Annotated in this window: 27 protein-coding genes and 1 pseudogene; 11 read left to right on the top strand and 17 right to left on the bottom strand. The window is 62.1% G+C overall.

Going from position 1 to position 25,186, the window contains the following annotated elements:
- Nucleotides 1-68: 68 nt before the first annotated feature.
- The 6 genes from OS035_RS01635 to OS035_RS01610 all read right to left on the bottom strand — a co-directional run bounded on the left by OS035_RS01635 (nt 69) and on the right by OS035_RS01610 (nt 6,949).
- A complete protein-coding gene (locus OS035_RS01635; RefSeq protein ID WP_239619821.1) occupies nt 69-371 on the bottom strand; it encodes a hypothetical protein in 303 nt (100 codons plus the stop codon).
- Nucleotides 372-478: 107 nt separating this feature from the next.
- Entirely contained in the window at nt 479-3,391 is a 2,913-nt protein-coding gene (locus OS035_RS01630; protein ID WP_064837171.1) for a sensor domain-containing phosphodiesterase, read from the bottom strand.
- A complete protein-coding gene (locus tag OS035_RS01625; RefSeq protein ID WP_097624124.1) occupies nt 3,388-4,002 on the bottom strand; it encodes a GNAT family N-acetyltransferase in 615 nt (204 codons plus the stop codon). The genes OS035_RS01630 and OS035_RS01625 overlap by 4 nt, the downstream gene beginning before the upstream one ends.
- A gap of 29 nt (nt 4,003-4,031) precedes the next feature.
- Nucleotides 4,032-5,330, bottom strand: coding sequence for a M16 family metallopeptidase (locus OS035_RS01620; protein ID WP_331813300.1), 1,299 nt, complete (start codon nt 5,328-5,330; stop codon nt 4,032-4,034).
- Nucleotides 5,331-5,333: 3 nt separating this feature from the next.
- Nucleotides 5,334-6,758, bottom strand: coding sequence for a threonine synthase (thrC, locus tag OS035_RS01615; protein WP_097624126.1), 1,425 nt, complete (start codon nt 6,756-6,758; stop codon nt 5,334-5,336).
- Nucleotides 6,755-6,949 carry a hypothetical protein gene (locus tag OS035_RS01610; protein WP_165503941.1) on the bottom strand — a complete coding sequence of 65 codons (195 nt, stop codon included), beginning with the start codon at nt 6,947-6,949 and terminating at the stop codon, nt 6,755-6,757. Before OS035_RS01610 ends, thrC begins: the two co-directional genes overlap by 4 nt.
- Nucleotides 6,950-7,021: 72 nt before the next feature.
- Here OS035_RS01610 and OS035_RS01605 point away from each other — a divergent pair, with 72 nt between their 5' ends.
- Both OS035_RS01605 and OS035_RS01600 read left to right on the top strand, forming a co-directional pair.
- Nucleotides 7,022-7,666 carry a hypothetical protein gene (locus OS035_RS01605; protein ID WP_179867057.1) on the top strand — a complete coding sequence of 215 codons (645 nt, stop codon included), beginning with the start codon at nt 7,022-7,024 and terminating at the stop codon, nt 7,664-7,666.
- Nucleotides 7,667-7,756: 90 nt separating this feature from the next.
- Nucleotides 7,757-8,032 carry a CopG family ribbon-helix-helix protein gene (locus OS035_RS01600; RefSeq protein ID WP_097624129.1) on the top strand — a complete coding sequence of 92 codons (276 nt, stop codon included), beginning with the start codon at nt 7,757-7,759 and terminating at the stop codon, nt 8,030-8,032.
- Nucleotides 8,033-8,233: 201 nt separating this feature from the next.
- Here the strand turns inward: OS035_RS01600 and OS035_RS01595 are convergent, their stop codons facing one another.
- The 6 genes from OS035_RS01595 to OS035_RS01570 all read right to left on the bottom strand — a co-directional run bounded on the left by OS035_RS01595 (nt 8,234) and on the right by OS035_RS01570 (nt 13,571).
- Nucleotides 8,234-8,923, bottom strand: coding sequence for an HAD family hydrolase (locus OS035_RS01595; RefSeq protein ID WP_097624130.1), 690 nt, complete (start codon nt 8,921-8,923; stop codon nt 8,234-8,236).
- Nucleotides 8,924-9,074: 151 nt separating this feature from the next.
- The gene (locus OS035_RS01590) at nt 9,075-10,889 is read right to left on the bottom strand and encodes a methyl-accepting chemotaxis protein (RefSeq protein ID WP_183777318.1); all 1,815 of its coding nucleotides are present in this window, start codon (nt 10,887-10,889) and stop codon (nt 9,075-9,077) included.
- Between the two features lie 220 nt (nt 10,890-11,109).
- Nucleotides 11,110-11,553 carry a hypothetical protein gene (locus OS035_RS01585; RefSeq protein WP_183777319.1) on the bottom strand — a complete coding sequence of 148 codons (444 nt, stop codon included), beginning with the start codon at nt 11,551-11,553 and terminating at the stop codon, nt 11,110-11,112.
- Between the two features lie 9 nt (nt 11,554-11,562).
- Nucleotides 11,563-11,910 (bottom strand): hypothetical protein, encoded by a 348-nt coding sequence (locus tag OS035_RS01580; RefSeq protein WP_097624133.1) that lies wholly within the window; start codon nt 11,908-11,910, stop codon nt 11,563-11,565.
- A 52-nt stretch (nt 11,911-11,962) separates the two neighbouring features.
- Entirely contained in the window at nt 11,963-12,535 is a 573-nt protein-coding gene (locus OS035_RS01575; RefSeq protein ID WP_097624134.1) for a hypothetical protein, read from the bottom strand.
- Nucleotides 12,536-12,626: 91 nt separating this feature from the next.
- Nucleotides 12,627-13,571, bottom strand: coding sequence for a MarR family transcriptional regulator (locus OS035_RS01570; protein WP_331813299.1), 945 nt, complete (start codon nt 13,569-13,571; stop codon nt 12,627-12,629).
- Between the two features lie 107 nt (nt 13,572-13,678).
- Here OS035_RS01570 and OS035_RS01565 point away from each other — a divergent pair, with 107 nt between their 5' ends.
- Nucleotides 13,679-17,296: an autotransporter domain-containing protein gene (locus OS035_RS01565; RefSeq protein ID WP_331813298.1), complete on the top strand. Its 3,618-nt coding sequence runs from the start codon at nt 13,679-13,681 to the stop codon at nt 17,294-17,296.
- Between the two features lie 7 nt (nt 17,297-17,303).
- Here OS035_RS01565 and OS035_RS01560 read toward each other — a convergent pair.
- Nucleotides 17,304-17,544 (bottom strand): annotated as a pseudogene (locus tag OS035_RS01560) (transcriptional regulator); the annotation flags it as partial.
- Nucleotides 17,545-17,632: 88 nt separating this feature from the next.
- Between OS035_RS01560 and OS035_RS01555 the strand changes: the two are divergent.
- Nucleotides 17,633-17,848 carry a hypothetical protein gene (locus tag OS035_RS01555; protein WP_097624183.1) on the top strand — a complete coding sequence of 72 codons (216 nt, stop codon included), beginning with the start codon at nt 17,633-17,635 and terminating at the stop codon, nt 17,846-17,848.
- Between the two features lie 390 nt (nt 17,849-18,238).
- Nucleotides 18,239-18,670 (top strand): hypothetical protein, encoded by a 432-nt coding sequence (locus OS035_RS01550; RefSeq protein WP_097624137.1) that lies wholly within the window; start codon nt 18,239-18,241, stop codon nt 18,668-18,670.
- A 50-nt stretch (nt 18,671-18,720) separates the two neighbouring features.
- Here the strand turns inward: OS035_RS01550 and OS035_RS01545 are convergent, their stop codons facing one another.
- Nucleotides 18,721-19,407 (bottom strand): ArsR/SmtB family transcription factor, encoded by a 687-nt coding sequence (locus tag OS035_RS01545; protein WP_183777322.1) that lies wholly within the window; start codon nt 19,405-19,407, stop codon nt 18,721-18,723.
- A gap of 71 nt (nt 19,408-19,478) precedes the next feature.
- On the opposite strand from OS035_RS01545, the gene OS035_RS01540 reads away from it, so the two are divergent.
- The 3 genes from OS035_RS01540 to OS035_RS01530 all read left to right on the top strand — a co-directional run bounded on the left by OS035_RS01540 (nt 19,479) and on the right by OS035_RS01530 (nt 21,416).
- Nucleotides 19,479-19,808 carry an NIPSNAP family protein gene (locus OS035_RS01540; protein WP_331813297.1) on the top strand — a complete coding sequence of 110 codons (330 nt, stop codon included), beginning with the start codon at nt 19,479-19,481 and terminating at the stop codon, nt 19,806-19,808.
- Complete coding sequence (locus OS035_RS01535; protein ID WP_183852405.1) at nt 19,805-20,155, top strand: antibiotic biosynthesis monooxygenase family protein; 351 nt, start codon at nt 19,805-19,807, stop codon at nt 20,153-20,155. The genes OS035_RS01540 and OS035_RS01535 overlap by 4 nt, the downstream gene beginning before the upstream one ends.
- A 118-nt stretch (nt 20,156-20,273) precedes the next feature.
- Nucleotides 20,274-21,416, top strand: coding sequence for a site-specific DNA-methyltransferase (locus tag OS035_RS01530; RefSeq protein ID WP_331813296.1), 1,143 nt, complete (start codon nt 20,274-20,276; stop codon nt 21,414-21,416).
- 110 nt (nt 21,417-21,526) lie between these two features.
- Here OS035_RS01530 and OS035_RS01525 read toward each other — a convergent pair whose 3' ends face one another.
- The 3 genes from OS035_RS01525 to mutY are packed head-to-tail and all read right to left on the bottom strand — an operon-like array spanning nt 21,527 to nt 23,611.
- Nucleotides 21,527-21,892: a nuclear transport factor 2 family protein gene (locus OS035_RS01525; protein ID WP_183777325.1), complete on the bottom strand. Its 366-nt coding sequence runs from the start codon at nt 21,890-21,892 to the stop codon at nt 21,527-21,529.
- Between the two features lie 4 nt (nt 21,893-21,896).
- A complete protein-coding gene (locus tag OS035_RS01520) occupies nt 21,897-22,511 on the bottom strand; it encodes an HAD family hydrolase (RefSeq protein WP_310806766.1) in 615 nt (204 codons plus the stop codon).
- A gap of 2 nt (nt 22,512-22,513) precedes the next feature.
- Entirely contained in the window at nt 22,514-23,611 is a 1,098-nt protein-coding gene (gene mutY, locus OS035_RS01515; RefSeq protein ID WP_331813295.1) for an A/G-specific adenine glycosylase, read from the bottom strand.
- 108 nt (nt 23,612-23,719) lie between these two features.
- Here mutY and OS035_RS01510 point away from each other — a divergent pair, with 108 nt between their 5' ends.
- The 3 genes from OS035_RS01510 to OS035_RS01500 all read left to right on the top strand — a co-directional run bounded on the left by OS035_RS01510 (nt 23,720) and on the right by OS035_RS01500 (nt 25,102).
- A complete protein-coding gene (locus tag OS035_RS01510) occupies nt 23,720-24,211 on the top strand; it encodes a DUF721 domain-containing protein (protein ID WP_097624146.1) in 492 nt (163 codons plus the stop codon).
- A 111-nt stretch (nt 24,212-24,322) separates the two neighbouring features.
- Nucleotides 24,323-24,517 carry a hypothetical protein gene (locus tag OS035_RS01505; RefSeq protein ID WP_097624147.1) on the top strand — a complete coding sequence of 65 codons (195 nt, stop codon included), beginning with the start codon at nt 24,323-24,325 and terminating at the stop codon, nt 24,515-24,517.
- A 3-nt stretch (nt 24,518-24,520) separates the two neighbouring features.
- Nucleotides 24,521-25,102 (top strand): Fic/DOC family protein, encoded by a 582-nt coding sequence (locus OS035_RS01500; RefSeq protein WP_183777328.1) that lies wholly within the window; start codon nt 24,521-24,523, stop codon nt 25,100-25,102.
- The last annotated feature ends 84 nt before the right edge of the window (nt 25,103-25,186 follow it).

Below are 25,186 nucleotides of genomic sequence, written 5' to 3'. Positions count from 1 at the left end.
CTAGAAGTAGGCAGCTCGTCATTCCTGCCGGAAACATCAAAACTGGCACGAATGAACCAAATTCTGCTTCAAATCGGTTTTTCGACGAACAGCACAAGAAGTATTTGTGGTCTTCCGAAAGCCCAAGAATGACCTCGGTCACCGCTATATACCCACTCCAAACCACCGACACCGGAGCAAGAAGAAAACCCCACGACAGAGATGACGAGGAATGCCCCGAAAAAAAACAGGAACGAATTCAGGCCCATCATAAAAGCGAGTGTTTTCAGAACGAGGAAAACTGGCGATGTCAGAACACAAAGCAACGCCGCCGATGCCCAAGCCCACTTTTGTTTCTGAGTTGGAAGGTCGACTTCGGCTTGCACATTCATGCGTGGCCCCTCAAATGTGAGAAAGCAAGACGACCATGTGGTTGGTATAGTGGCCAAAGGTGACCTTTGCCGCCGAGGCCGGCAACCGCTGAAACCGGCAGGCCATCTCACGCCCGCTTGGTTAGCGGAAACCGTTCCCGCAGCAGTCGCAGCACGGATTCCGAGGCGATCGGCGGGCCGAACAGATAGCTTTGCCCGTAGTTGCAGCCCATCTTGGCGAGCTCGATCGCATCCTCGTTGGATTCGATCCCTTCGGCCACCACCTTCATTTCAAGTTCGCGCGCCATTGCGATGACCGAGCGGAGCACGGTCGCCTTCTTGTCGCTGCCGTCGCGCACCAGGGCCTTGTCGAGCTTGATCATGTCGAAGGGGAAGCGGGTCAGATAGGCGAGCGAGGAATAGCCGGTGCCGAAATCGTCGAGCGCCAGGCCTATGCCGGCTTCCTTCAGCTTCTGCAGCACGAGGCGGGCCTGTTCCGGATTTTCCATCACCATGGACTCGGTCAGTTCGAGCTTGAGGCGGGCGGGCTGGCAATGGGTCTTGGCGAGAACCGAGCGCACGTCGTCATAGAGCTCGTTGTTGAGCAGCTGCACGCTCGACAGGTTGATCGACACGAAGATCGGCAATTCGCCGGTCTGGTTCTGCCAGCTCATCAGATCGTTGGTCGCCTGCTCCAGCGCGAACATGCCGAGCGGGCCGATGAGATCGGAGGCCTCGGCGATCGGGATGAATTCGGAGGGCGGAATATTGCCGCGTTTGGGATGTTCCCAGCGCATCAGCGCTTCGAAACCGGCGACCTCGACATCTTCAAGCCGGGCGATCGGCTGGTAGACCATCGACAATTCCTTGCGCTCGATGGCGCGGCGCAGATCCGTTTCGAGCTGCAGCCGGTCGGTGCCGAAGTCGCGGAAGGCCGGCTGGAACGGCTCGACGCGGTTGCCGCCGGCCCGTTTTGCCCGGTACATGGCAAGCTCGGCATCGCTGAGCAGGCCGCTGGCGCTCTCCTGCCGGTCGACCCAGGAGGTCAGGCCGATCGACGCCGTCAGGATGATCTCGCGGTTGGCGAAGTTGATCGGCACCATGATCGCCTTGCTGATCGCATCGGCGAAATCGGCGACCTTGGCCGGATTGTGCTCGGACACCAGGATCAGGCCGAACTGGTCGCCGGCGAGCCGCGCCAGCGTGTCCTGCGGCTTCAACAGCCGGCGCAGGCGCCGGGTCAGCGCAATCAGGATATTGTCGCCGGCAGCGACGCCGAGTGCATCATTGACCAGCTTGTAGCGGTCGATGTCGATCACCATCACGGTGGGCTTGAGCGTATCGCCACCCGGCGCCAGCGCCAGCACCGCCTGCAGCCGGTCGAGGAACACCTGCCGGTTCGGCAGGCCGGTGAGATTGTCATGCAGCGCATCGTGCAGCAGCCGCTCGACGGAATTTTTCTGCTCGGTGACGTCGACGATCGTGCCGACGCAGCGGATGATTTCGCCGTTCGAGCCGAGCACCGGCCGGGCGCGGATCAGCAGCCAGTGGAAATGCCCGTCCTCGGCGCGGATGCGGAATTCGTGGTTCAGCCGGCCGCGCCGGTGTTCGAGCAGCACGTCGAGCGTGGCGCGGAAGCGGTCGCGATCGTCTGGGTGCAGCCGCGGCAGCCAGTTGCGCGCCGCCCCATGCATGGTGCCCGGGGACAGGCCGAGCTTGGTCGAAACATCGGGAATGGTGACGACGCGGTCGCGCGCCACGTCCCAATCCCACACCATGTCGCCGGACCCGGTCAGCGCCAGCGATTGCCGCTCGAGATCGGAAAACAGCCCCTGCTGGAAGGCGCCGCCTGCAAAGGCGTGCTGCATGACGGTGAAGCCGATCAGAAGCACGATGAGCACCAAGCCGCCGCCGAGGGCCGGCTGGATGATGTCGTTGTCGAGCCGTCCGGTGACCGTCAGCCATGCGCCGAACAGCCAGACGAGCGTCAGCGCCCAGGCGGGCACCAAGAGGATGGCGCGGTCGTAGCGGTTGAAGCCGAGATAGACGATCAGCAGCAGCCCGGTCGCCGCCGTCAGGGCGAAGGAAAGCCGGGCGATGCCGGCGGCAATCGACGGATCGTAGATCGCGACGCCGAAGAGCAGGGCAAGGCCGAGCACCCAGGCGAGCGTCGCGTAGCCGAGATGCGCATGCCAGCGGTTGAGGTTCAAATAGGTGAACAGGAAGATGACGAAACTGGAGGCCAGCGCCACCTCGGCGCAGGCGCGCCATATTCGCTGGTCGGCCGAGGCCACGCTGATCAGCTTGCCGAGAAAGCCGAAGTCGACGCAGATATAGCCGAGCACCGCCCAGGCAAGGGCTGCGGTCGCCGGCAGCATCGAGGTGCCCTTGACGACGAAGAGGATGGTCAGGAACACCGCCAGCAGGCCGGCAATGCCGAGCACAATGCCGCGGTAGAGCGTGAAGGCGTTGATCGTGTCCTTGTAGGCGTTCGGTTCCCAAAGGTAGATCTGCGGCAGCTCCGGCGTCGACAGTTCGGCGACGAAGGTGATGACGGCGCCGGGGTTCAGCGTGATGCGGAAGACGTCGGCCTCGTCGCTCGGCTGCCGGTCGAGCGCGAAACCTTCGCTGGGCGTAATCGCGCTGATGCGCTGCGAGCCGAGATCCGGCCAGAACAGCTTGGAATTGACCAGCCGGAAATGCGGCGCGACGATGACCCGCTCCAGCTGTTCCTCCGAGACGTTGGCGAGCGCGAACACCGCCCAGTCGCCCTGGTGATTTTCAGAGCTTGCCCTGACCTCGATGCGCCGGCGGATACCGTCGGCGCCGGCCGCCGTCGAAACCTGGAAGGCCTCGCCCTGGTTGACGTAGATTTCGGTCGTCGCGGTCAGGTCGAGCGCGGTGTCGTCACGGGAAATCTTCACCGGTTCGGCCGCCTGGGCCGCGCCCGCCGAAAGGGCGAACACCGCCAGCAAAAAGGCTGCGATCACCGCGATCAAACGTCCGGACGGTGACTTGGGCAGCATGCGGTCTCTGGTCATCGGCTGTCGGTTTTCCTGCCTTTATCCGTATCGGTGGCGAGACGTGAAAACATCACATGGTCATGCCACTGACCGTTGATCTTCAAGTATCCGCGCAGATAACCTTCCTGCTGAAACCCGGCCTTTTCAAGCAGGCGGATGCTGCGCGCGTTATCTGGAATACAGGCTGCTTCGATACGGTGCAACTCAAGCCCGGTGAAGATATAAGGAATAACCATTTGAAGGGCGGCGAACATATGCCCCTGGCCGGCATGGCGCTCGCCCATCCAGTAGCCGATCATGCAGCTTTGTGCCGCGCCCCGCCTGATATAACCGATGGTGATGCCGCCGACGAGGGCGTGGTTTTCCTTGAGGAAAATGAACAGCGGGATTGCCTGGCCCGAGGCATATTCCTGCTTGCCGCGGATGACGCGGGCGCGGTAGGCGCCTTCCGTCAGCTCGTCGCGCCGCCAGGTCGGCTCCCAGGGCTCCAGGAACTTGCGGCTTTCGGCGCGCAGCCGGTGCCATTGGTTGAAATCCTGGTAGCGCGGCAGGCGCAAGAGATATCGGTCGTTTTCCAGCTCGACCGCATCCGGCTGCCGCGACAGAAACCGAAACACCGATTTTGGCATCCATCACTCCCGGCAGGACGAACGCCGGCTCAGCGGCCGGCCTGCATCGTTTTCGGTGCCGGGACCGAAAGCGACGCGGTGATGTCTTCTATCGGCGCGAGCTGTTCCAGCGGACCGATCGCCGAAAGCGTCGGCACCGTGTCGTAGAACAGCCGGCCGGCGAGATCGGTCAGCCGCTCGATGGTGATGCCCTCGAGCCGTTCCATCATCTCCATATTGGAGATCGGCCGGCCGTAAAGCATCATCTGCCTGGCGATCTGGCCGGCGCGCGACGCCGGACTTTCCTGGCCCATCAGCAACTGGGCGCGGATCTGGGCGCGGGCGCGCTCGATTTCCTTCTGGTGGATCTGATCGGCGGATTTGTGCAGCTCGTCGATGATGACGGGCACCAGCTCCGGCAGATTTTCGCCGCCGGTCGCAGCATGAATGCCGAAGATGCCGGTGTCGGAAAAGCCCCAGTGGAAGGCATAGACCGAATAACAGAGACCGCGGAATTCGCGCACTTCCTGGAACAGCCTGGAGGACATGCCGCCGCCGAGGATATTGGCGAGAATCTGCGAACAGTAGAAATCGCGGGCATGGTAGGGCTTGCCCTCGAAGCCGAGCAGGATCTGCGCGTCCATCAGATCGCGCGGTTCGCGCACGCTGCCGCCGATATAGCGCGCCGCTTCCATGACCGGCGGCGCCGAAGGCTCGCTCGGCAGGCTGGCGAAACGATCCTCGACCATGCGCAGGAATTCGTCATGCTCGACGGCGCCGGTGGCGACGACGAACATGCGGTCGGTCGTGTAGTTGCGGCCGAGATAGCCGCGGATCTGCTGCGGCGTGAAGGAGACGACGGTCTCCGGCGTGCCGAGGATGGCTCGGCCGAGCGTCTGGTCGCGATAGGCGACCTCGGAGAACCGGTCGAACACCACGTCGTCGGGCGTGTCGTTGGCGGCGTTGATCTCCTGCAGGATCACCTGCTTCTCGCGCTCCAGCTCCTCCTCCTCGAAGGCCGATTCCGTCAGGATGTCGGCGAGGATATCGACGGCGAGCGGCACGTGGTCTTTCAGCACGCGGGCGTAGTAGGAGGTGGTCTCGGTTGAAGTGGCGGCGTTGACTTCGCCGCCGACGTCCTCGATTTCCTCGGCGATCTGGCGGGCGCTGCGGCGTCCCGTTCCCTTGAAGGCCATGTGTTCTAGCAGATGGGCGATGCCGTGCTCGTCTGCCGTCTCGTTACGCGATCCCGATTTGATCCAGACTCCGAGCGCAACGCTTTCAAGGTGCGGCATGGTTTCTGTGACTACTGTCAGCCCGGATTTCAGCCGGGTGCACTCAACTGTCATTGGCTATCTTTCTGCGCCTGCCGTCGTCTTGCCGCGGGCGTGTTTGCCGATAAAGGTCTCTACGGCTTTCAGCTCCGGTTCGATGATCTGGAAGCGCTCCTCCCTGTGCATCAGATCAGCAAGCCACGTCGGAAGCGCCGGGTCAATACCGCAGGCCGATTTTACGGCGGCCGGGAATTTCGCCGGATGCGCGGTCGAAAGCGTCACCATCGGCGTATTCGGCTTTTCCTTCTTCCTGGCGACGAAGACGCCGATCGCCGAATGCGGATCGAGCAGATAACCGGTCTCGGCATATGTCGTGCGGATCGTCTCGGCCACCTGTTTTTCGCTGGCGCGACCGGCCCGGAAGTCGCGGCGGATCGCCTTCAGCGCTTGCTCGCCGATCTCGAAGCCATTGGATTGTTTGAGGCTTTCCATGGCCGCGCGCACCTTCGAGGCGTCGCGCCCATAGGCTTCGAACAGCAGCCGTTCGAAATTCGACGAGATCTGGATGTCCATCGAAGGCGAGCTTGTCGCCTTGACCGCCTTCATGTCGTAGCGGCCGGTCTTCAGCGTCCGCTCCAGGATGTCGTTCTCATTGGTGGCGATCACCAGCCGGTCGATCGGCAGGCCCATGCGCTTGGCGCCGTAGCCGGCAAAGATATCGCCGAAATTGCCGGTCGGCACCGTGAACGAGATCTTCCGGTCCGGCCCGCCGAGCGCCACGGCGGTCGTGAAATAATAGACGATCTGGGCCATGATGCGCGCCCAGTTGATCGAGTTGACGCCGGAGAGGCCGACCTTGTCGCGGAACGCCGCGTCGTTGAACATCGCTTTGACGAGGTTCTGACAATCGTCGAAATTGCCCTCGACGGCAAGCGCATGCACATTGGCGGCCGTCGATGTCGTCATCTGCCGCTGCTGCACCGGCGAGACCTTGCCATGCGGGAAGAGAATGAAGATGTCGGTACGCTCGCGCCCCGCGAACGCGTCGATCGCCGCCCCGCCGGTATCGCCCGAAGTGGCGCCGACGATCGTCGCCCGTTTGCCGCGCTTCTCCAGCGCGTAATCCATCAGCCGGGCCAGCAGCTGCATCGCCACATCCTTGAAGGCGAGCGTCGTGCCATGGAACAGCTCCATGACAAAACTGTTCGGCCCGGTCTGCACGAGCGGCGCGATCGCCGGATGGCGGAAGGTGCCGTAGGCCTCGTCGATCATCGCTCGGAAAGTCGCCGCGGGGATCTCGCCATTGGTGAAGGGCGAAAGGATGGTGAAGGCGATTTCCTGATAGCTCTTGCCGCGCAGCGCCCGGATTTCTTTCTTCGAAAACTGCGGCCATTCCCGGGGAACATAGAGCCCGCCGTCGCGCGCCAGCCCCGTCAGCAGGGCGTCGCAAAAGCCGAGGGCAGGGGCCTCGCCGCGGGTCGAGATATAGTCCACGTTCATCATCCTTGATCTATCGCTGGAGGAAGTTCGGCCGGGCCGGGCCGTGGCTCGCGCAGCCGGAAACCGGCCAGCGCTGCGCTTGCGGCCATACCATCGCCGTTATCTTGTTGAAGTTGCCCGCATCCGGGGGCGAAAAGTGCATCAAAACGGCGCGTACCCAATCGATTTTTGTTTGCGCCGCTGATATAGACCATCGCAAACCGTCATGAAAGGCCTCGCGCAAAAGACATGGGGCCTCCAAGAAACGCTTGTGCAAAGGGTGGAACATAGTGCTCGGCAAGGTCTCGCGTCTCATCGTCTCCGCTTCCATTCTTGCCTTGCTCGCCGGCTGCGATACGCTGGGCATCGGCGGCGACAGCAAGTCGGCGGCGCCGGCGCAGTCGAACGGCACCGCCCAGATCATGCCGCTGGCGCCGGCCAATCCGACCTCGAACAATCCTTCGATCGGCACCGCAAAGACCGCGCAGGGCGCCGTCGCCCCCGTCGTCCAGGGCGCCTGCCCGCAGATCTTCATGCGCGACCAGGATGCGATCTTCCGCACCTATGCCAAGGGCAAGAAGGACGATGCGCAGCAGATCGTCTTCCAGGCGTCCTTCGGCGATTACACCCGCCAGTGCACGCTGAACGAGGCGAACCTGACGATGACCATCGTTGCCCAGTTGCGCCTCATCACCGGCCCGGCCGGCGCTCCCGGCCCGGTGACCCTGCCGATCCGCGTCACCATCCTCGACGGCGAGACCGTGCTCTATTCCGAAGTCACCAAATTCCCGACCGAGATCCCGGCGGGCGCGCCGGGCACCCAGGTGATCTTCCGCAAGGACGGCATCAAAATGCCCGTCGGCGCCGGCGCCCTGGTGCGCGTCAACATCGGCTTCGATACCCAGCCGGCAAAGACCAAGAAGAACAGCTAAAGCCGCCCGGTGAGTTCGGTCTTCCTGGTTCATCGGAAAAGCATGCGGCAGCACGTTCGGGAAGATGCGCCCCCTGCGAGGACCGAAGTCATGTTGTCCAAGGAAAAATCGCAGATCTCTCTCAGGTTGCCAACGTCGACGGTCGAAGCATTCGATCGCATCGCCCAGGTTCTCGATCGAGATCGAACCGGAGTGATGTTGAAAGCCCTCGACCACTATCTGGCGAATGAGGGCGCCGAGATGCTGCAGGATGCCCATGGCTTCGATGAACTTGACCGCGGGGAAAGCGTCGATCTCGACGACGTGCTTGAAAAGGCTCGGATGATCGTTGACGCTTCGGAAGTTCGACATCGTCGGGTTGGCTGATGCCGGCTGCCCGTCTCTCCAAAAGTGCCGAACGCTGGCTTCTGACCAGAATTGCCGAATTGGCAGAAATCAATCCTGCAGCCGCCAGAAATCTTATCGACCGTCTTGAAAGACAGAAGGCACCGTTGTCGTCCTTCCCCAAAATGACGGAAAAAGGCGGCCGGCTCCCGCTTCTGACGGAGCGCCGTTGCTTGTCTCAGATCAGAGAACGCCTTCCCAGGCCGCCAACGCGGCGACGACACCAGGCAGGTCGTTCATGCGGGAGATCGCCGTTTCGGCGCCGGCATCGGTCAGCTTGTCGGCATGGGCGGGATAGCTGTGCGAGGCGCCGGTGAAGCCGATGACGCGCATGCCGGCGGCGCGCGCCGCATGGACGCCGTGCACGGAATCCTCGACGACGACCACCTTGTCGGGCGAGACACCCATCTGACTTGCGCCGTGCAGGAAGATGTCGGGCTTCGGCTTGGCCCGGTCGGGCCCGAGATCCTTGGCGGAAAAGATATTGGGGGCAAACAGCGGCTTCAGCCCCACCTTGCCGAGCATCATGTCGAGCCGCTTCGTGCTCGAATTCGAGCAGATGCAGCGCTTCATCGAGAGCCTGGAGACGGCGAATTCGACGCCTGGAATGGCCTTGACGTCATTCGCCAGCCTGGCGTCGAGCAGTTGCTCGGACTTCTCGAGCAGCGAGGCAGAAAACGGGATGCTCGCTTCGCGCTCGATCTGCAGCAGGATATTGCGCCATGTCATGCCGGCGAAGCGTTCGCCCATTTCCTCGACGCCGATCGGATATCCGGCCTCCGTCAGAAGCGCGGATTCGACTTCCGCGGCGATGATTTCGGAATCGACGAGCACACCGTCGCAATCGAAGATAATGAGATCGAAGCCGTTCATATGTTCACGCCTTGCTGGAAATCTGGGTCTTGTCCGGGGATTCAGCGGCTTTACACGATGCCCGCCGAAAGCTCAACCTGATCTCAAGCATGGCTGCGATGCGGCAAGCGACCGGCTCCGCGGTCGCTGCCGGATCGCTTCCGTGAAGCCGTCAAGCTGCCCGTCGTGCGAATTGCGCCGGCGCCGTCGCGCGCAGCTTGAAGCGGGAAACGAGTTCGCGCAGCTTGGCGGCTTCCTCGGCCAGATGACCGGATGCGGCGGTCGATTGCTCGACCATGGCCGCATTCTGCTGGGTCACCTGATCCATCGAGTTGACGGCGGTATTGACTTCGGCAAGGCCGGTCGACTGCTCTCTTGCCGATACGGCAATGGCATCCATGTGCTGGTTGATGCGGGCGATCTGCTCGCTGATGGCGCTCAGCACCTGGCTGGTGTCGAGAACCAGCTTGACGCCGCTTTCCACTTCCACCGAGGATTTCTGGATGTGGCCCTTGATTTCCTTTGCCGCCTGCGCCGAGCGCTGGGCGAGTTCGCGGACTTCCTGGGCCACCACCGCAAAGCCCTTGCCGGCCTCTCCCGCGCGCGCCGCTTCGACGCCGGCGTTCAGTGCCAGCAGGTTGGTCTGGAAGGCGATTTCGTCGATCACGCCGATGATGCTGGAGATCTGCTGCGACGAGGCCTCGATGCGGCGCATGGCCTCTTCGGCATGCGACACGACCTCCGCCGATTTGGCGGCGTTGCGATTGGCGTCCGTCGCTTCGGTGCGCGCCTCGTCGGTGCGCTTGCTGGAGTTCGAGACATTGGCGGTGATCTGATCGAGCGCTGCGGCGGTTTGTTCGAGAGAGGCCGCCTGCTGTTCGGTGCGTTTCGACAGATCGCCGGCCCCGGATGCAATTTCCCTTGTGCCTTCGTCGATCGCGGCAATGGCCGTTGCGATGGCGCCGAGCGTCTGATCGAGCTGGCGGATCGACATGTTGAAATCATGCCGGAGGCTCTCGAAGTCGGGGGCAAAGGGCTCTTCGATCTGGAAGGCGAGATCGCCGGAGGCAAGCCGCTTCAGGCCTGCGGCAAGACCGGATGTTGCCGCCCGCAGCCGTTCGGCCGCATCCTCGTCCGCCTGCTTGCGGGCCGTGACCCGCTCGGTTTCGCCCTGCAAGCGGGCGGTTTCGGAGTCCTGCTCGAGCTGCTTGTTGGCGATCGCCGCCTGACGGAAAATTTCGACAGCCGATGCCATCGTGCCGATTTCGTCAGTGCGGCCGATCCCGGTGCAGGCAATGGTCGTGTCACCGCCGGCGAGCCTTTGCATATCGTTGGAAAGCGAAAGGATCGGCTTGGTGACGGTCTTGCGGGTCAGGAAATAGAGGCCGAAGGCGAACAGCGCGGCCGAAGCCAGAAGGGCTTTGAGGGTGATATCGACAGAGGCTTTGATGTCGGCGCTACGCTCGGAAATATCATCCGATACGGCGGTGATCTGATCGCCGGCCTGTTCCATGGCCGTTTCCAATGTCGAGAACTGCTGCATGAATTCCGGCAGCGCCTTCAACGCCGCCGCCGGATCCTTGCCCGCAAGATCGACCATCTTCGTGGCGCTTTCCACATAGACGAGCAGGGGACGTTCGATGCCGGCAAGGACCGCTTTCGTTTTTGCGTCGGAGACAAGAGCCTTGTTGGCGTCGATCATCTCGCGGAACGATGTCTCGTGCTCCGCCAGATCCGCCTTCACCGCGGCGGCGTCTATGCCGGCTGCCGGGTTGGATGCGAGCAGGGAGGCGAGCACGTCGGCGCGCAGTGCGTCATGCATCATATCGGCCTGCATGTGGTTGCGCAGAATTTGCGCCGACTGGGCGACATCGGCGCTGTTGGCCGAAAGGGTGGAGGCAGACCAGATGCCGACCCCTGTGGCGCCGCCCGCCAAGGCGAAAATCGCGATGCTTGCAATGATGATCTTATGCTGGATCGACGCCATGTCGGGTTCTCACGTTAATGTAGAACCTGAGATTATCGGAACATGCTTAATGATTTCTCAGCGAGACCTCGCGAATCCGCGTAAAAACAACAGGTTGTAGTGTTTGTCTCGTGCGATGAGCAGTTGAATGCGCTCGAAGAAGGCCGAGCCTTAAGCACCGGAGGCCATTGCGCCAAGGCCAGGGGCTCGCCCTTGTTTGTGCGAGGCGAGCCCATCTAACCTACTGTTCCGGCAGGATGATCTTCTGATTGGTGGTATTCTTGACTGGCTTCTCGCCGGGAACATGCGACATGGTGCGGGTCGTGCTTTCCAGCGAGCTGCCGTCGGTGCTGGTCTTCGTGCGGGACTTGCTGAACGTCCCCTTGTCGACGGCCTGGGCCTTGGTTTGTGCCTTGAGCTTGTCGCCATTATCGTTGACATGGGTCTTGCTTTGCGCCTTGCCATCGATGGTGGCTGCACTTCCCCCCGATCCGATCGAGGAAGTGGTGCCACCGTCGGTCCGGCACGTGCCTGCGGTTCCCACAGAGCTCGCCGAGGTGCCGCCGGCCGAAGCGCTTCCGCCAGTGCCGACCGTTCCGGCCGCATTGCAATCCTCCGCAAGAACCACCGAACTCGACGCGAGAAGCGCGATCGAGGCGGCTGCGATAAGGTTGATATGTTTCATTGTCCTCTCCTATTTCGTCGGTTTCGTCATTGAGCAGGTGCCGTCGGAACGTTTGGTGATGACGGTGCCGTCGGGCCTTGTGATGCTTGCCGTGGAAAAGCTGTCGACGCTTCCGGATCCCGCCGACGAGCCGGCGGAGGCGGACGACGAAGAGGAGGAGCCGGCCGAACCGCTGCCTGTTGTGGTCGACGAAGACACGTGCCCGTTGCCGGCCGTCACGGTGGTGGACATATCTCCGGCCTGTGACTGGACGATTGTGCATGTCGTTCCGTCGTCGAGCTTGATCTCCTCCGACATCGTCTGCCCGGCGACGAAGACCAGGCAAGCGCTGAGTGCGATTGTGGAAAGCTGGGTCATTGTCTTATCTCCAAGGGTTTGGCCGACGCCGCAAAGGCGCCGGCCGATAGCGTCAGCAGCCCTTGGTGCCGGCGGCATCCTTCTTGACCTGGCCGGGCGCGCAGCCCTTCTTGCCCTTGTCGTCATGCGACGTTCCAGCCGCACTGCCGCCGGTTCCGACGGTGCTGCCCGTCTTGTCGCCGTCCGCAGACGAGGCGCCGGTTCCGACACTCGAGGCCGAGTTCGCATCGCCCGAGCCCGCGGCAGAACCGCCGGTGCCGACTGAGCTGCTCGAGGTGCCGCCGCCGGCCGATGAACCGCCTGTGCCGAGCGTCGAAGCAGAACCCGAGCCGGAGCCTGAACCCGCGGCAGAGCCGCCGGTGCCGACAGTGCTGCTCGAGGTGCCGCCACCGGCCGACGAGCCGCCGGTGCCGATCGTCGAGGACGAGCCGGAATTGCAATTGGTCGCGCCGGCAGGACAGGTGCCCCCGGCAGAGCTGCCACCAGTACCGACGGTGCTGCTCGCAGTTCCGCCGCCAGCCGACGAACCGCCGGTGCCGACCGTGCTTGACGATTGCGCGAAGCCGGAAACGGCCGTGCCGGCCAGAAATGCCGCTGCCAAGGCGAGATGTGTTAGTTTCATCATGATGTATCCTCCGTTTGTTTGTGACTGACTGCCGCAGCGGGCAGCTGATTTCCAAACGAAGGTTCTGCCCGGCTGTTCCGGATCTAGGTATTCAGTCGGATAAGACGTCGGACTTTTGGTCGATGTCGCCGGCGTCCGCGGCAACCCCGGCCGATTTGCCGGTGATCGCCAAGACAAGGCGGCGATAATGCGCCATCTGCCCGGCTACCCAGGTCTCAACCTGAAGGAGCGTATCGTCGGGCATCAGCGCCAGTTCGCCGCCCGGAGAGATGCAATACCAGCCTTTCTCGGCCGCCTCGTCGAGGATATTGCTGATGTGCTGGCGAGAGACGTCGAAGCGCTGGGCAAGAGCCCGATAGGTCAGGCTTCCGGCGATTGCCTTGCCTTGACGCTGGCGCAGGGCTTCGGCCATGACGGCGCAAAACACAAGGTGGCCGGCGTCTCTTTCGCTGTGGCGGACGATTAGAGGAAATGGGCCGAACAGGTCATCCTTCACCGCGTAGCGCTCCGCCGAAAGCGCCAACCAATGCGCCAGCAGGGTCTCGTCCGTCGCCAGATCATCCGGCCGGATCGGCAGGAGAGGTGCGAATAATTCCGATGAGCTCAGAATGGCGAGCGGTGATTGGGCAATCTCCCGCATCAATTCCAGGCTAGGCTTCAGGACTTGTGTTCGCCGATCCGTCTCGAGCGATTTTGCCGTGACGAGACCACGGTCGCGCAGCCCGCTGATTAAAGCGGCAATCTGGCGCGGGCTGCCGGGTGCCGATCGTTGAAGAAGCGCAAGCGAAGGCGCCGGGCCACGCGACTGAAGCCACTGAACATGAAGGCAGATCAGAATGAAGGAGACGAGGTAGCGCTGCTTCTGGGCAAAGAGTTTGTTCGCCGGCAGCAGTTCTGGCACGCGCGCAGTCATCGCGTCGCAATAGGCGAGAAGCGCGCTGCCATAGGAAGGATGCCGTATCAAGCCGGCCGCTTCGACCCACAGACTGTCCGAAGCGAAATCTTTCACCCCGGGATAAAGGCGCGTTTCGCTCATGTTTTCTACCGCCGGCTCAGATGATCGATGCAAAGTTTGGACTCCCCGGAGTGCGGGCAGCATTTTATACAGCCTCCGCGATCAATTTTTTAGTAAAGCTGATTCTGATGAAAGCACAGTGCCGTTTTTCCATTCATTTCGCCGTTGCCGGTTCAGCCTTTATCACCCTTGTTCTCTCGGCCGTTACCGCTCGCGGCGACTCCTCTCTCAGTTCCTATGTCGAGATCAGCAACGGCGGCGAGTTGGGAACCGATCAGGTCGACATGTCGACGGGTGGATGGATCAGATCCGTGGGGGCCGGAACCGTCAACCTGGCGCCGGAAATGGATATTATGGACGGCGCCGTTGTGCGTTTCTCCGCCATCTCCGGCAGCGATCTGAATCTCAGACTTTATCGGGCCGGCACGGGCGCGGAACTTCATTTCGGCGGCGCCGGCGACACCGGCACAGTCACGCTTGCGGATAACTTCTTCTCGGGCGGAAGCCAGGACGTTTATGTCGATTCCGGCACGCTGCTGGTCCCGGGCGACGGTCAAGGGGCACTGCTCCGCGCCACCACAACAACCGTCGCGTCGGGTGCCACCATCGACTTCGGAGCGCACAGCGATTGGATAGCCTCCCTTGCCGGCAGCGGCACGATTCACCTCAGCGATACGGATCTCGAGATCCGAGACTTCTCCTTCGATGGAACGATCGACGGCGCAAACCGTGTGACCTTCAGTCGGAGCGGAAGCTGGCAAGGCAGGTTCGTGGGTGTCGGCGAAGTCGCACTCTCGGCCAATCGGTCCATGAGCATTCTGGATGCTGCCACCGCCGCAAATCTTTCGACGCTCGATTCGCTTCGATTGTCGTCAGGCTCGACCCTGGATTTAAGAACGTACGACGCCTCGCTCAACAACCTGTACGGCGCGGGCATGATCGGCACGACGGAAACGCTGGCAATCGGATCCGGAAATTATTCCGGCGGCATCATCGCCGCCCGCGGCTTGACGATTTCCGGGGATTTCCTGTGGTCGGGCGTCTCGCAAGGGGCCCTGTCGATCGACGTCCTGTCCGGCGCGACACTGACCGCCGATGGCGGCAAAGTCTTCGGAGGCTCGGCCGACATCAGCCTCGATGGGGCGCTAAGAATCAATGCGAGCGAAGCCGTGGACGCGTTGACGGGCAGCGGCACCATCGACGTCGCCAGCAACGCCGTTCTGTCGGTCGGGGCCGGCGACAGTTCCACCACCTTCGACGGCGAAATATCGGGCGCTGGCGGTCTGACCAAAGCCGGCACCGGCACCTTCACGCTCAGCAGCCGTCAGTCCTATACCGGTGCAACGACCATCTCGGCAGGCACATTGCAATTGATGTCGGCGAACGCGCTTTCCGCATCGTCCGGCCTTTTCATGGATAACGGCACCCAATTGGATATGGGCGGATTCAACCAGGCTATTGCGAGGCTTTCCGGCGGCGGCGAGGTTCTGATCGGCAGCGCCAGCCTTTCGATTGGCGGTTCCGATGCGAGCGGATCGTTCAGCGGCGTCATATCCGGCAGCGGGTCCGTGACAAAATCGGGCGCCGGAACTTTAGGGCTTTTTGGACCCAACAGCTTTTCCGGCGCGATGAATGTGCTGGGAGGAACCCTCTTCGTGTCCTCATCCGCATCTCTCGGCGATGGAAGCGCCACCAATACGCTGACCCTCGATGGCGCGACGCTGCAGACATTCGGCACCGTTGCGTCTCCGGCCTCCCGGGCTGTGGTCATCGGCGGCGCCGGCGGCACCGTGAATACGAGCGGCAATGCGGTAACCTTTGCCGGAAACGTATCAGGCACTGGAGGGCTGACAAAGACCGGCGCGGGCACGCTGACCCTTTCGGGCAACAATACGCGGTCGGGGGATACGGACATCGAGCAGGGGCGGCTATCCCTCCAGAACGGCAACGCGTTGGCTGACGGCGCCCGCGTGACCATTGCCGATCTCGCCGGCGCCGGGCTCGACGTCGCCACCTCCGAAACCATCGGATCGCTCGCCGGCGGCGGCTCGTCGGGAGGGGATGTCACGCTTTCCAATGCAGCGACGCTGAATGTCGGCGGCGATGACAGTTCCACCATTTTCGCCGGGTCGATTACTGGAGGCGGCAGCCTCGTCAAGACCGGCGCCGGCTTGTTTCATCTGACGGGCAATAGCAACTATAGCGGCGACACGGATGTGCTGGATGGTACGCTCTCCGTCAACGGCAGCCTGGCTGGCGCCGTCAACATTGGGTCAGGCGCAAGACTTCAGGGAACCGGCAGCGTCGGCATGACTTCGCTTGCAGCAAGCAGCATCCTTGCTCCCGGAAATTCGATCGGAACCCTGACGGTCACCGGAGATCTGAACTTCGATCCAAGCAGCGTGTTCGAAGTCGAGATCGGCAGCACCGGGCTCAGCGACAGGGTCGATGTCACCGGCACCGCCTTCCTGAACGGCGCCAAGGTTCAGACGATCCTGTGGGATCCGGCCGTCAGCTACGTCAACGGCCAGTCCTACACGATCGTCTCGGCCGGGACCGTCTCCGGCACGTTCGGCGATCTGGAGATTGATTCTGCCTTCCTGAAGTCTTTCCTCAGCTATTCCGCTACCGACGTAACCTTGACCTTGCGGACTGTGCTCAGCCCCGGCTCTCTGTTTCCGAGTGCCGCTCTTACGTATAATCAGCAACAGTCGGCTTATGGCCTCGACTTCCTCGACCAGACAAGCGGCTCCAGCAGTCTCGCGCTCTATAACGCGATCCTTTACAGCGACAGGGCAGAAGCGAGGGACGCGTTCGACCAGCTCTCCGGCGAGATCCACGCCTCGCTGCAAAATGGCCTTTTCAGCGAGGCCGATGACGTGCGCAATGTGGTTTACGACCGGCTGGACGAGGCTTTCGAGACTGGCGCCAAGGTATGGACGAGCGCCTATGGCAATATCTCCTGGCTGAAGGGTGACGGAAACGCCTCCAGCGCCAGGACTGCGCGCGGCGGCGTTCTTTACGGGGTCGACTGGCTGATCGACGATCGTGCGGCCGGCGTTTTCGCAGGCGTCGGACAATCCTCTTTCGAGATCCCCGATCTCGGCTCCACGGCCAATATCGACAGTGTGCATTTGGGCCTCTATGCCGGCCAGAGATTCGGCGGCTTGCAGGTCAAATTCGGGGCGTCGAACAGCTGGCACGACATCGAAACGCGCCGAGACATCGCCTTTGACGGTTTTTCCGACAGCCAGACGGCAAGCTATCGCGGCAGCACCGCCCAATTCTTTTCCGAGGCCTCATTCGACTTCGGCCTTTCCCGTGACCTTATTATCACCCCATTCGGCAGACTGGATTATGCAATCGCTCAGCGCGACAGCTTCCACGAAGATGGCGGCGCTTCTTCCCTTTCCGGAGAAAGCGCGCGCGAAGACCAGTTTGCAACGACGGTCGGACTGCGTGCGGAACGGCAGGCTTCGGTCGCCGGCAAGAACGTCGTAACCGGTTTCGATGTCGCCTGGAGACGGATAGCCGATCAGGACACGGCGCTCTCCGCGCTGACATTCGAAAATGGCGGGAGTTTCGTCGTGAAAGGGTTGCGCAATGCCGAAAACAGCGTCGTTGCCGGTGGATCGGTGGCATTGCAGTTGACCGCGGCCGCGGCCGCATCCGTATCGTACCGGGGAGAATTCGGCGATGGCCAGAACCGCCATAGCGCCAACGCTCGATTGGACGTCAGATTCTAACGGAAAGCTACGCCTGTGACGGAAACAGTTTCACGAACTGCCGGGAGCCTTCGAGCGAGAAGATGATCGAGCGGCTTTCGGCGGTGCGCCTCGCCCAGCCCTTGTCGAGGAAGCTTGACAGCAGCGCCTTGCCGAGGCTGCCGGCAAGATGGGCGAGCCTTTCGCTCCAGTCGAGGCAGGAACGGCAGAGCGGGCGGCGCGCCGAGCGGGAGGGCGCCGACGTCGATGCCGATGAGATCGCTTCGCCCTTAACCAGTATCCCGGGCTGGCGCGACACCATCCTCATTGCCGGCTCGGGGGCTGGGGCGTACCATGCAGGGCAAGAGGAGAGGGACCATGAGGCTTTCAGCCCTTGTTCGATCGGCGGCAGCCGTAGCGCTGCTTTTTGCCTTCACATCCACCGAGGTCACCGCCAAGGGCGGCAAGCACCACAAAAACTGTGCGCAGCTGCAGGCGATGATGGATAATGGGCTGACCGGCGGAAAACATGCCAGTGATGGACCCGAGAGGCGAGCCAAGGTCGAAAAGAAAATGAGGAAGAAGGGCTGCTAGCGCATGATGCCGAAAAGTGTGAGCGGTTTTTGGACGACATCATGCTCTAACTCTTTAATTTAGAACAGGATTCAGATTTTAGGCCGATCGGGCCTAAAATCATTCTGTTCGAGGCGGCAAGCCCTTGAAAGTCGGCTACGGACGCCGTCTGGCAGCCGACCGCTATGCCGAGATCGAAGACCGCTCGACCGGTACGTGCGCGTCAGGCTGTTGCCTCAAGCGAGGCGGGTGCGAAATCGATGAAATCCGCGTGATCACCGGCCCATTACAGCCCCGGGACTACCTTTGGCATTCTCATGCACTAGATGGCGCTCGGGGAAGAGGACGCCACCGCCGCCATGGGGAAGAGGAGAGGCGGCACGCCGAAGAACCGACCAAGAGGAAGCCTGCATGACGATCGAGGACATTATCGAAACCCTGGAAAAAACGGATATGCCCGACGGCCGGATCGACGCCTTCATCACCTGTGCCTTTTTGCTGAAACAGCTCCGGCCGGCCGAGCCGAACGATTTCGACGGTCCCCATGATTACATGCCGAGCAGCATCAAGTCGCAGCACGGCTTCCTGATGGCGCGGCCGTTCACCCACGACGTCAATCACGCCATCGATCTCTGCCGGGAGATCCGGCCGGATGCCGTCTGGCATCTTGCCCGCGGCCAGGCGTCTGACGATTGCCTTTACGGCGCGCAACTGCGCGAGATCGAGGAAGGCGAAAACGTGCTGGGTGAAGCCGAAAGCAATCACGCCGCACTGGCGCTCACACTCGCGGCGCTGCGTGCGCATGTGCGGCAGCAGGATGGGTGGAAGGCCGGTGGTCTATAGCCAGCACCAGCCGGAATGGCGCTGAATGGTTGTGCAGATCCGCAGCGAACCTACGCGTCGATCGGAAAGAGCTTCAGAAACTGCCGGTCTCCTTCCGGGGTGAAGAGGACCGAGCGGCTTTCGGGCGTGCGCCGCGCCCAGCCCTTGTCGAGGAAGCTTGACAGCAAGGCTTTGCCGAGGCTGCCGGCAAGATGGGCGCGCCTTTCGCTCCAGTCGAGGCAGGAGCGGCAGAGCGGGCGGCGCGACGATCGGAGGTCGCCGACATCGATGCCGATGCATTTGAGATCGTTTTCGCCCTTCTCGGTCAGCGATAGCCCGTCTCCGACCGCGTCGATCGAGCCTGAGGCGATCAGGCTGTCGAGCATGCGCACGCCGTAATCGCCGGCGAGATGATCGTAACAGATGCGCGCCTTGCGCAGCGCCGGCTCTTTCGGCCCCGGCTGGTGGCGCAGATGCCCGCGTCCGGCGGCAAACCCCATCATGCTTTCGATCAGCCGGGCAACGGCCTCATCGGCCAAGGTGAAATAACGGTGGCGTCCCTGCTTGCGCTGGGCAAGCAGGCCGCCGGCTTCAAGCTTGGCAAGATGTGTACTCGCCGTCTGCACGGTGATGCCACCGACGCCGGCAAGCTCGGTCGCCGTCAGCGCCCGGCCGCCGGTGAGCGCCGCCAGCATGTTGGCGCGGGCGGGATCGCCGATGAGCGCACCGATTTGCGCAATGTCAGGACCTTCCTTCATACTTCGATCGTAACCGAAGCATCGCCGTCAGGCAATGTGCGAAAACGAGCAGGCACAAAGGAGAAACACCGATGATCACCTGCTTCATCCGTTATCAGATCGACCCCTTCAAGAAGGAGGCCTTCGCCGAATATGCCCGCAACTGGGGCCAGGCCATTCCGAAAAACGGCGCCGACCTGATCGGCTATTTCGGCCCGCATGAGGGCTCGTCGACATCGGCCTACGGCGTCTACAACATCGACAGCCTCGCCGCTTACGAGGCCTATCGCGCCAGGCTGGCCGCCGACCCGCTCGGCCGCGACAATTACGAATTCGCCAGGCGCGAAGGCTTCATCCTCAAGGAGGACCGCATCTTCCTCAAAAATGTCTCCGCCCCTCACGCCAAGCTGGTGCTGCCATGATCGCCGTCATCTTCGAAGTCGTGCCCTATATGGGCGAGCGCCACAAATATCTCGACCTCGCCGGCGAGTTGCGAACGGAACTCGAAAAGATCGACGGCTTCATCTCGATCGAGCGGTTCGAGAGCCTGACGAACCGCGGCAAGCTGCTGTCGCTCTCCTTCTTCCGCGACGAGGAGGCCGTCAGACAGTGGCGCAACCTCGAAGCCCACCGGGCCGCCCAGCAAGCCGGCCGCAGCGGCATCTTCGCCGATTACCGCCTGCGCATCGCCAGCGTGCTGCGCGATTACGGCATGTTCGAACGCGACGGGGCGCCGGCCGACAGCCGCAGCGTCCACGATGCGGCGTGAGGAGGGGCGATAACATCCGCAATAAATTCCTGAAATCGGCCACCGCTTCAGGCTTTGGTAACTAAGTTGGGTAACCATAACGGAGAGTTAAGCGTCAAGCGTATGAGTGAGTATCAGAATGGCATCAGTTTTTCCGCTTGCCGACCTCAAGGCTTCCGTCAAGTCGGGTTCCCGGCCGGGGTCTTGGGTCGACACGATTATCAAGGGTGACTGCGTCAGTGCCCTTGAGGCCTTGCCCACCCACTCCGTCGATATCATCTTTGCCGATCCGCCGTATAACCTCCAGCTCGGCGGATCGCTGCACCGTCCCGACCAGTCGCTGGTCGATGCCGTCGATGACGAATGGGATCAGTTCGCTTCGTTCGAGGCCTATGACGCCTTCACCCGCGCCTGGCTTCTCGCCTGCCGCCGTGTCTTGAAGCCGACGGGCTCGATCTGGGTGATCGGCTCCTATCACAATATTTTCCGCGTCGGCGCGACGCTGCAGGATCTGAACTTCTGGATCCTCAACGACATCATCTGGCGCAAGACCAATCCGATGCCGAATTTCAAGGGCCGACGTTTCCAGAACGCCCATGAGACGATGATCTGGGCAAGCCCCAATGCCAAGGCCAAGGGGTATACTTTCAACTACGATGCGATGAAGGCCGCCAATGACGACGTGCAGATGCGCTCGGACTGGCTGTTCCCGATCTGCAATGGCGGCGAGCGGCTGAAGGGCGAGGACGGCAAGAAGGTGCATCCGACCCAGAAGCCGGAAGCGCTGCTCGCCCGCGTCATCATGGCTTCGACCAAGCCCGGTGATATCGTGCTCGATCCCTTCTTCGGCTCGGGAACGACGGGTGCGGTGGCCAAGCGCCTCGGCCGCCACTTCGTCGGCATCGAGCGCGAGCAGGATTATATCGATGCGGCCTCGGCCCGCATCGCCGCCGTCGAGCCGCTGGGGAAGGCGGAACTGACCGTCATGACCGGCAAGAAGGCCGAAGTCCGCGTCGCCTTCAACGTGCTTGTTGAAAGCGGCCTGATCAAGCCCGGCCAGGTGTTGACCGACGCCAAACGCCGCTACAGCGCGATCGTGCGCGCCGACGGCACGGTGGCATCAGGCGGCGAGGCCGGCTCCATTCATCGTCTCGGCGCCAAGGTGCAGGGTCTCGATGCTTGCAACGGATGGACCTTCTGGCATTTCGAAGACGGGCAGTCCCTGCGCCCGATCGACGATCTCAGGTCCGTCATCCGCAGTGATCTGGCAAAGGTGGAGTGAGCACCACTTTCGGCGGATCGAAATACCTTCTTCCGGTTTCCTCCAGTTGCGGAAGAAGGCCAAGGCGCCCGGGGTTTTAGCCCCGGGCGTCTTCGATTTGAGGCCCTGCTTCAGAAATCCTTGTAATCGGTGACGTCGACCCGGGTGATGCGGCCTTCATCGTTGAAGGTGATCGTCTCCTCGCCCTCGCGGATCAGCGCCTTGCCCGTCTTGCTGTGGGTGGCGCGAAGCGACCAGACAGCCCGGCCGGACAGCGGCGTCAGTGTCTCCACCAGCGAATTTTCCGCCGTCTGATCGGGATAGTCGTCGAAATATTTCCTGAAGGCGGCCATGATCTCGCTCCGCCCGGCAAGGCTGCCGACGCCGTTCGAGACGTAGGCGGCATCCTCGGCGAAATAGGCCTCGATCGCGGCGAAGTCGAGAGCGTTGATGGCGGCGTGAAAGCGGTCGATTTCCTCTGCGGGATCGAAAGCCATGACTTCAGACCTTCAGGCCGTAAGCGGCAAGATCGCTGCGCAGCTTGTCCGCGCCCGAAAAAAGCACCGCATTCCAGCCGAACTCCTTGGCGCCTTCGACATTAACGGGCGCATCGTCGATGAAGATCGTCGCCTTGGGGTCGAGGCCGAAGCTTTTCGTGTGGGTCTCGTAGATCGCGAGATCCGGCTTGATCAGGCCGACATCGCCGGAGACGGTGACGCCGCGCGGTTTGGTGAGGAAGGGAAAGCGCGCCTGCGCCTCGCGGAAGGTGTCGGAAGCGAAATTGGTCAGCATCGTCACATCGCGCCCTTCGGCCATCAGCCCTTCCATGATTGCGACGCTGTCCTCATAGGCGTGCGGCACCATCTCGTGCCAATATTTGCGGAAGGCACGGATATGCTCTTCGCGGGCCGGGTGCTCGGCAATCAGCAGCGCTTCGGCCTCAGCCCAGGTGCGGCCGCGGTCCTGCTCGATGTTCCAGTCATGGGTGCAGATATTGGCGAAGAACCAGTTGCGCTCCGTCTCGTCGGGAATGAGGCGGGCGAAGGCAAGATGCGGATCGTAATGGATAAGGACTTTGCCGATATCGAAAACGATATGTTTTATTTCGGTGGTCATGGTCATCCCTTGGATGTTTTGAACGCGAGAGGAATAGCCGCTGCGATCGCTTTTTTCATGATGGTCGGCAGGGCCTGCGCTTCAAGATTTGTAACCGGCTCCCACCATCCGTCATTCGCGCGGTCATCCACCTTGCCGGCGATTGCCGTGCGCCAGATCGACAGCCGGAGTTCGAAATGGGTGAAGACATGGAGGACGGTGCCGCAGGCCTGCCAGGCCGCCTCGAAGGGCGCGGCCGCAGCCGAGGTCTCGCCGTCGAGCCGCGCCGTCCAGGCCGTTGTCGGCACCTCGGTCATGCCGCCGAGCAGGCCGCTTTCGGCGCGCCGCCTGAGCAGGATCTCGCCGTCGGCGGTGACTGCGACAAAGGCTGCACCCTGCCGCACCGGCTTCTCCTTCTTCGCCGCCTTTACCGGGAAGAGTTCGGGATCGGAATGCTTCAGCGCCGCGCAGGCGCCGCGGAATGGACAGAGCGAACAGGCCGGCCGCTTCGGGGTGCAGATCGTCGCCCCGAGATCCATCATCGCCTGGGCGAAATCGCCAGGACGGGTCGCGGGTGTCAGCCGCGCCACCTTTTCCTTCATCAGCGGCTTTCCCACCGGAAGCGGCGTTTCGATCGCATAAAGCCTGGAGATCACCCGCTCGACATTGCCGTCCATGACGGCCGCCTGCCGGTTGAAGGCAATGGCGGCGACGGCGGCGGCCGTATAATCGCCGATGCCCGGCAGCGACTTCAGCCCTTCCTCGGTATCAGGAAAGACGCCGCCATGCTCTTTCGCCACCGCTTCGGCGCATTTCTTCAGGTTGCGGGCCCGCGCGTAATAGCCGAGCCCGGCCCAAGCCGCCATCACGGCATCGTTTTCGGCGGCGGCAAGATCGGTCACCTCGGGCCAGCGCTGCAGAAACTTGGCGAAATAGGGTTTGACCGCCTGCACCGTCGTCTGCTGCAGCATAACCTCCGAAAGCCAGACACGATAGGGATCGGGTTTGGCGCCGCCGGCCGCCATGCCGGGCGAGATGCGCCAGGGCAGATCGCGGTGGTGGCGGTCGTACCAGTCGAGCAGGGGTTTTGCGGTGGGCGTGTCGGGTGTCGTGATCGTCATGATTTGCCGGGATCGGGGGAAGTGCCTATACTTGGCGAAGCAATGCCGCGCGATCAAGCCGGTGATGCAAATTGCCTGTGCGATTGGCAGAGGTGTCCAAGGGTTTCGATGAGTTCTCCACGCAAAGGTGCAAAGCAGATTTCCGAGCTGGCGAACGGGCTGATCGATCCCGTCCTGGCGCGCCGCGCCGGCATCAACACTGCGCTGCTCGGTTCGTGGAGCGAAATCGCCGGCGAGGATTTCGCCGATTGCACCCGGCCGGAAAAGATCGCCTGGGCCCGCGGCGGCGGCGATGACGGCGGCTTCCGCCCCGGCGTGCTGACAATCGCCTGCGAAGGCGCGCGCGCGCTTTTCCTGACCCATGCCCAGGGCGAACTCATCCAGCGCATCAACAGCTTCTTCGGCTTCGCCGCCGTCCACCAGATCCGCATCGTCCAAAAGCCAGTCTCACAAGCCATCCGCCGCTCCCGCACGCCGCCGCCGCTGAAAGGCGAAGCCGCCCGCAAGCTCGAAGGCATGATGGAAGGCATCGAAAACGACAAGCTGCGCCAGGCGATCCAGCGCCTGGGGACCGCGGTGATGGGCAAGCGGGGGCGGTGATCCTTTGTTTGCCGCTTGCCTATCTGTATCGTGCAACGGTGATCCCGGCGTTCAAATCAAACGAATTCCTTTTGCGAGTCCGCGTGAGGTCGTGCTACGTTCTGACTCACGATGAGCAAAAAGCCCAACTTGACCCGCAATGCCAATATCGGTCGCCTGACCCAGGCGCGAGCCGAAAAGATCAGTGCGGTCGAGGGCCTGATACTCAGCCCGCGCATGCGTAAGGTCCTCGCGGAGACTGTAGACCAGCCGACAGAAGCGCGCCGTGAAGCGATCCGCGCGCAGTTTGTCCGCAAGTCTGCCTAAACGTTGGTCTATACTGCCGAATACGACCCGCTCTGTTATCTGGGCACGCCCGTGCTCCGCAACAAACTGGACCTTACGGACCAGGCGGAGCTCGATGAGTTTGAAACAGCGATGTTCGTGCTCCGCTCGGATGAGCCTTGGCCGGAGGGCGATCTGGATGTCATCCACTATCTCGCCCTCCATCAGCACCTGTTCCAGGATGTCTACGATTGGGCCGGCGAGATTCGCACCATCCGTATCGGCAAAGGTGGCAACTGGTTCTGTTATCCTGAGTTCATCGCAAACGAGCTGAATCGGATTTTTCGGGAGCTGGCCCAGGCGAACTATTTCCGAGGACTGGCACCAGCAGATTTTGCAATTCAAGCCGCGCACCTTCTTGCCGAGATCAACGCGGTCCACCCTTTCCGTGAGGGTAACGGCCGCACCCAATTGACCTTTCTCGCTCTACTGGCCGAACGTGCTGGTCTGCCGTTCAATGCCGAAGTACTAGATCGCGACCGTGTTATCGACGCCATGATCGAGAGCTTTGCCGGCTCAGAGCAACCGCTGGCGAGGCTCATCCTCGACATCATCACCGAACCTTGACGCGCGAGCCGCCCGCTCGCAATTTTGCCTAGCGGTCCCATCACGGTCACAATTCTTTGAAGGAAGTTGGTGAACCGTGGCTTG

It is taken from the genome of Rhizobium sp. 268 (genome assembly GCF_036571585.1).
Taxonomy (GTDB): Bacteria; Pseudomonadota; Alphaproteobacteria; order Rhizobiales; family Rhizobiaceae; genus Rhizobium; species Rhizobium redzepovicii.
Note: the sequence above shows the minus strand (reverse complement) of the source record. Positions and strands in the feature narration are given on the sequence as shown.

Bases quoted from the DNA above. Each gene is read 5' to 3' on its own strand.
- OS035_RS01635 (WP_239619821.1), bottom strand. From the start codon at position 371: ATGAATGTGCAAGCCGAAGTCGACCTTCCAACTCAGAAACAAAAGTGG.
- OS035_RS01630 (WP_064837171.1), bottom strand. From the start codon at position 3,391: ATGACCAGAGACCGCATGCTGCCCAAGTCACCGTCCGGACGTTTGATC.
- OS035_RS01625 (WP_097624124.1), bottom strand. From the start codon at position 4,002: ATGCCAAAATCGGTGTTTCGGTTTCTGTCGCGGCAGCCGGATGCGGTC.
- OS035_RS01620 (WP_331813300.1), bottom strand. From the start codon at position 5,330: ATGACAGTTGAGTGCACCCGGCTGAAATCCGGGCTGACAGTAGTCACA.
- thrC (WP_097624126.1), bottom strand. From the start codon at position 6,758: ATGATGAACGTGGACTATATCTCGACCCGCGGCGAGGCCCCTGCCCTC.
- OS035_RS01610 (WP_165503941.1), bottom strand. From the start codon at position 6,949: ATGGTCTATATCAGCGGCGCAAACAAAAATCGATTGGGTACGCGCCGT.
- OS035_RS01600 (WP_097624129.1), top strand. From the start codon at position 7,757: ATGTTGTCCAAGGAAAAATCGCAGATCTCTCTCAGGTTGCCAACGTCG.
- OS035_RS01595 (WP_097624130.1), bottom strand. From the start codon at position 8,923: ATGAACGGCTTCGATCTCATTATCTTCGATTGCGACGGTGTGCTCGTC.
- OS035_RS01590 (WP_183777318.1), bottom strand. From the start codon at position 10,889: ATGGCGTCGATCCAGCATAAGATCATCATTGCAAGCATCGCGATTTTC.
- OS035_RS01585 (WP_183777319.1), bottom strand. From the start codon at position 11,553: ATGAAACATATCAACCTTATCGCAGCCGCCTCGATCGCGCTTCTCGCG.
- OS035_RS01580 (WP_097624133.1), bottom strand. From the start codon at position 11,910: ATGACCCAGCTTTCCACAATCGCACTCAGCGCTTGCCTGGTCTTCGTC.
- OS035_RS01575 (WP_097624134.1), bottom strand. From the start codon at position 12,535: ATGATGAAACTAACACATCTCGCCTTGGCAGCGGCATTTCTGGCCGGC.
- OS035_RS01570 (WP_331813299.1), bottom strand. From the start codon at position 13,571: ATGAGCGAAACGCGCCTTTATCCCGGGGTGAAAGATTTCGCTTCGGAC.
- OS035_RS01565 (WP_331813298.1), top strand. From the start codon at position 13,679: ATGAAAGCACAGTGCCGTTTTTCCATTCATTTCGCCGTTGCCGGTTCA.
- OS035_RS01555 (WP_097624183.1), top strand. From the start codon at position 17,633: ATGAGGCTTTCAGCCCTTGTTCGATCGGCGGCAGCCGTAGCGCTGCTT.
- OS035_RS01550 (WP_097624137.1), top strand. From the start codon at position 18,239: ATGACGATCGAGGACATTATCGAAACCCTGGAAAAAACGGATATGCCC.
- OS035_RS01545 (WP_183777322.1), bottom strand. From the start codon at position 19,407: ATGAAGGAAGGTCCTGACATTGCGCAAATCGGTGCGCTCATCGGCGAT.
- OS035_RS01540 (WP_331813297.1), top strand. From the start codon at position 19,479: ATGATCACCTGCTTCATCCGTTATCAGATCGACCCCTTCAAGAAGGAG.
- OS035_RS01535 (WP_183852405.1), top strand. From the start codon at position 19,805: ATGATCGCCGTCATCTTCGAAGTCGTGCCCTATATGGGCGAGCGCCAC.
- OS035_RS01530 (WP_331813296.1), top strand. From the start codon at position 20,274: ATGGCATCAGTTTTTCCGCTTGCCGACCTCAAGGCTTCCGTCAAGTCG.
- OS035_RS01525 (WP_183777325.1), bottom strand. From the start codon at position 21,892: ATGGCTTTCGATCCCGCAGAGGAAATCGACCGCTTTCACGCCGCCATC.
- OS035_RS01520 (WP_310806766.1), bottom strand. From the start codon at position 22,511: ATGACCACCGAAATAAAACATATCGTTTTCGATATCGGCAAAGTCCTT.
- mutY (WP_331813295.1), bottom strand. From the start codon at position 23,611: ATGACGATCACGACACCCGACACGCCCACCGCAAAACCCCTGCTCGAC.
- OS035_RS01510 (WP_097624146.1), top strand. From the start codon at position 23,720: ATGAGTTCTCCACGCAAAGGTGCAAAGCAGATTTCCGAGCTGGCGAAC.
- OS035_RS01505 (WP_097624147.1), top strand. From the start codon at position 24,323: ATGAGCAAAAAGCCCAACTTGACCCGCAATGCCAATATCGGTCGCCTG.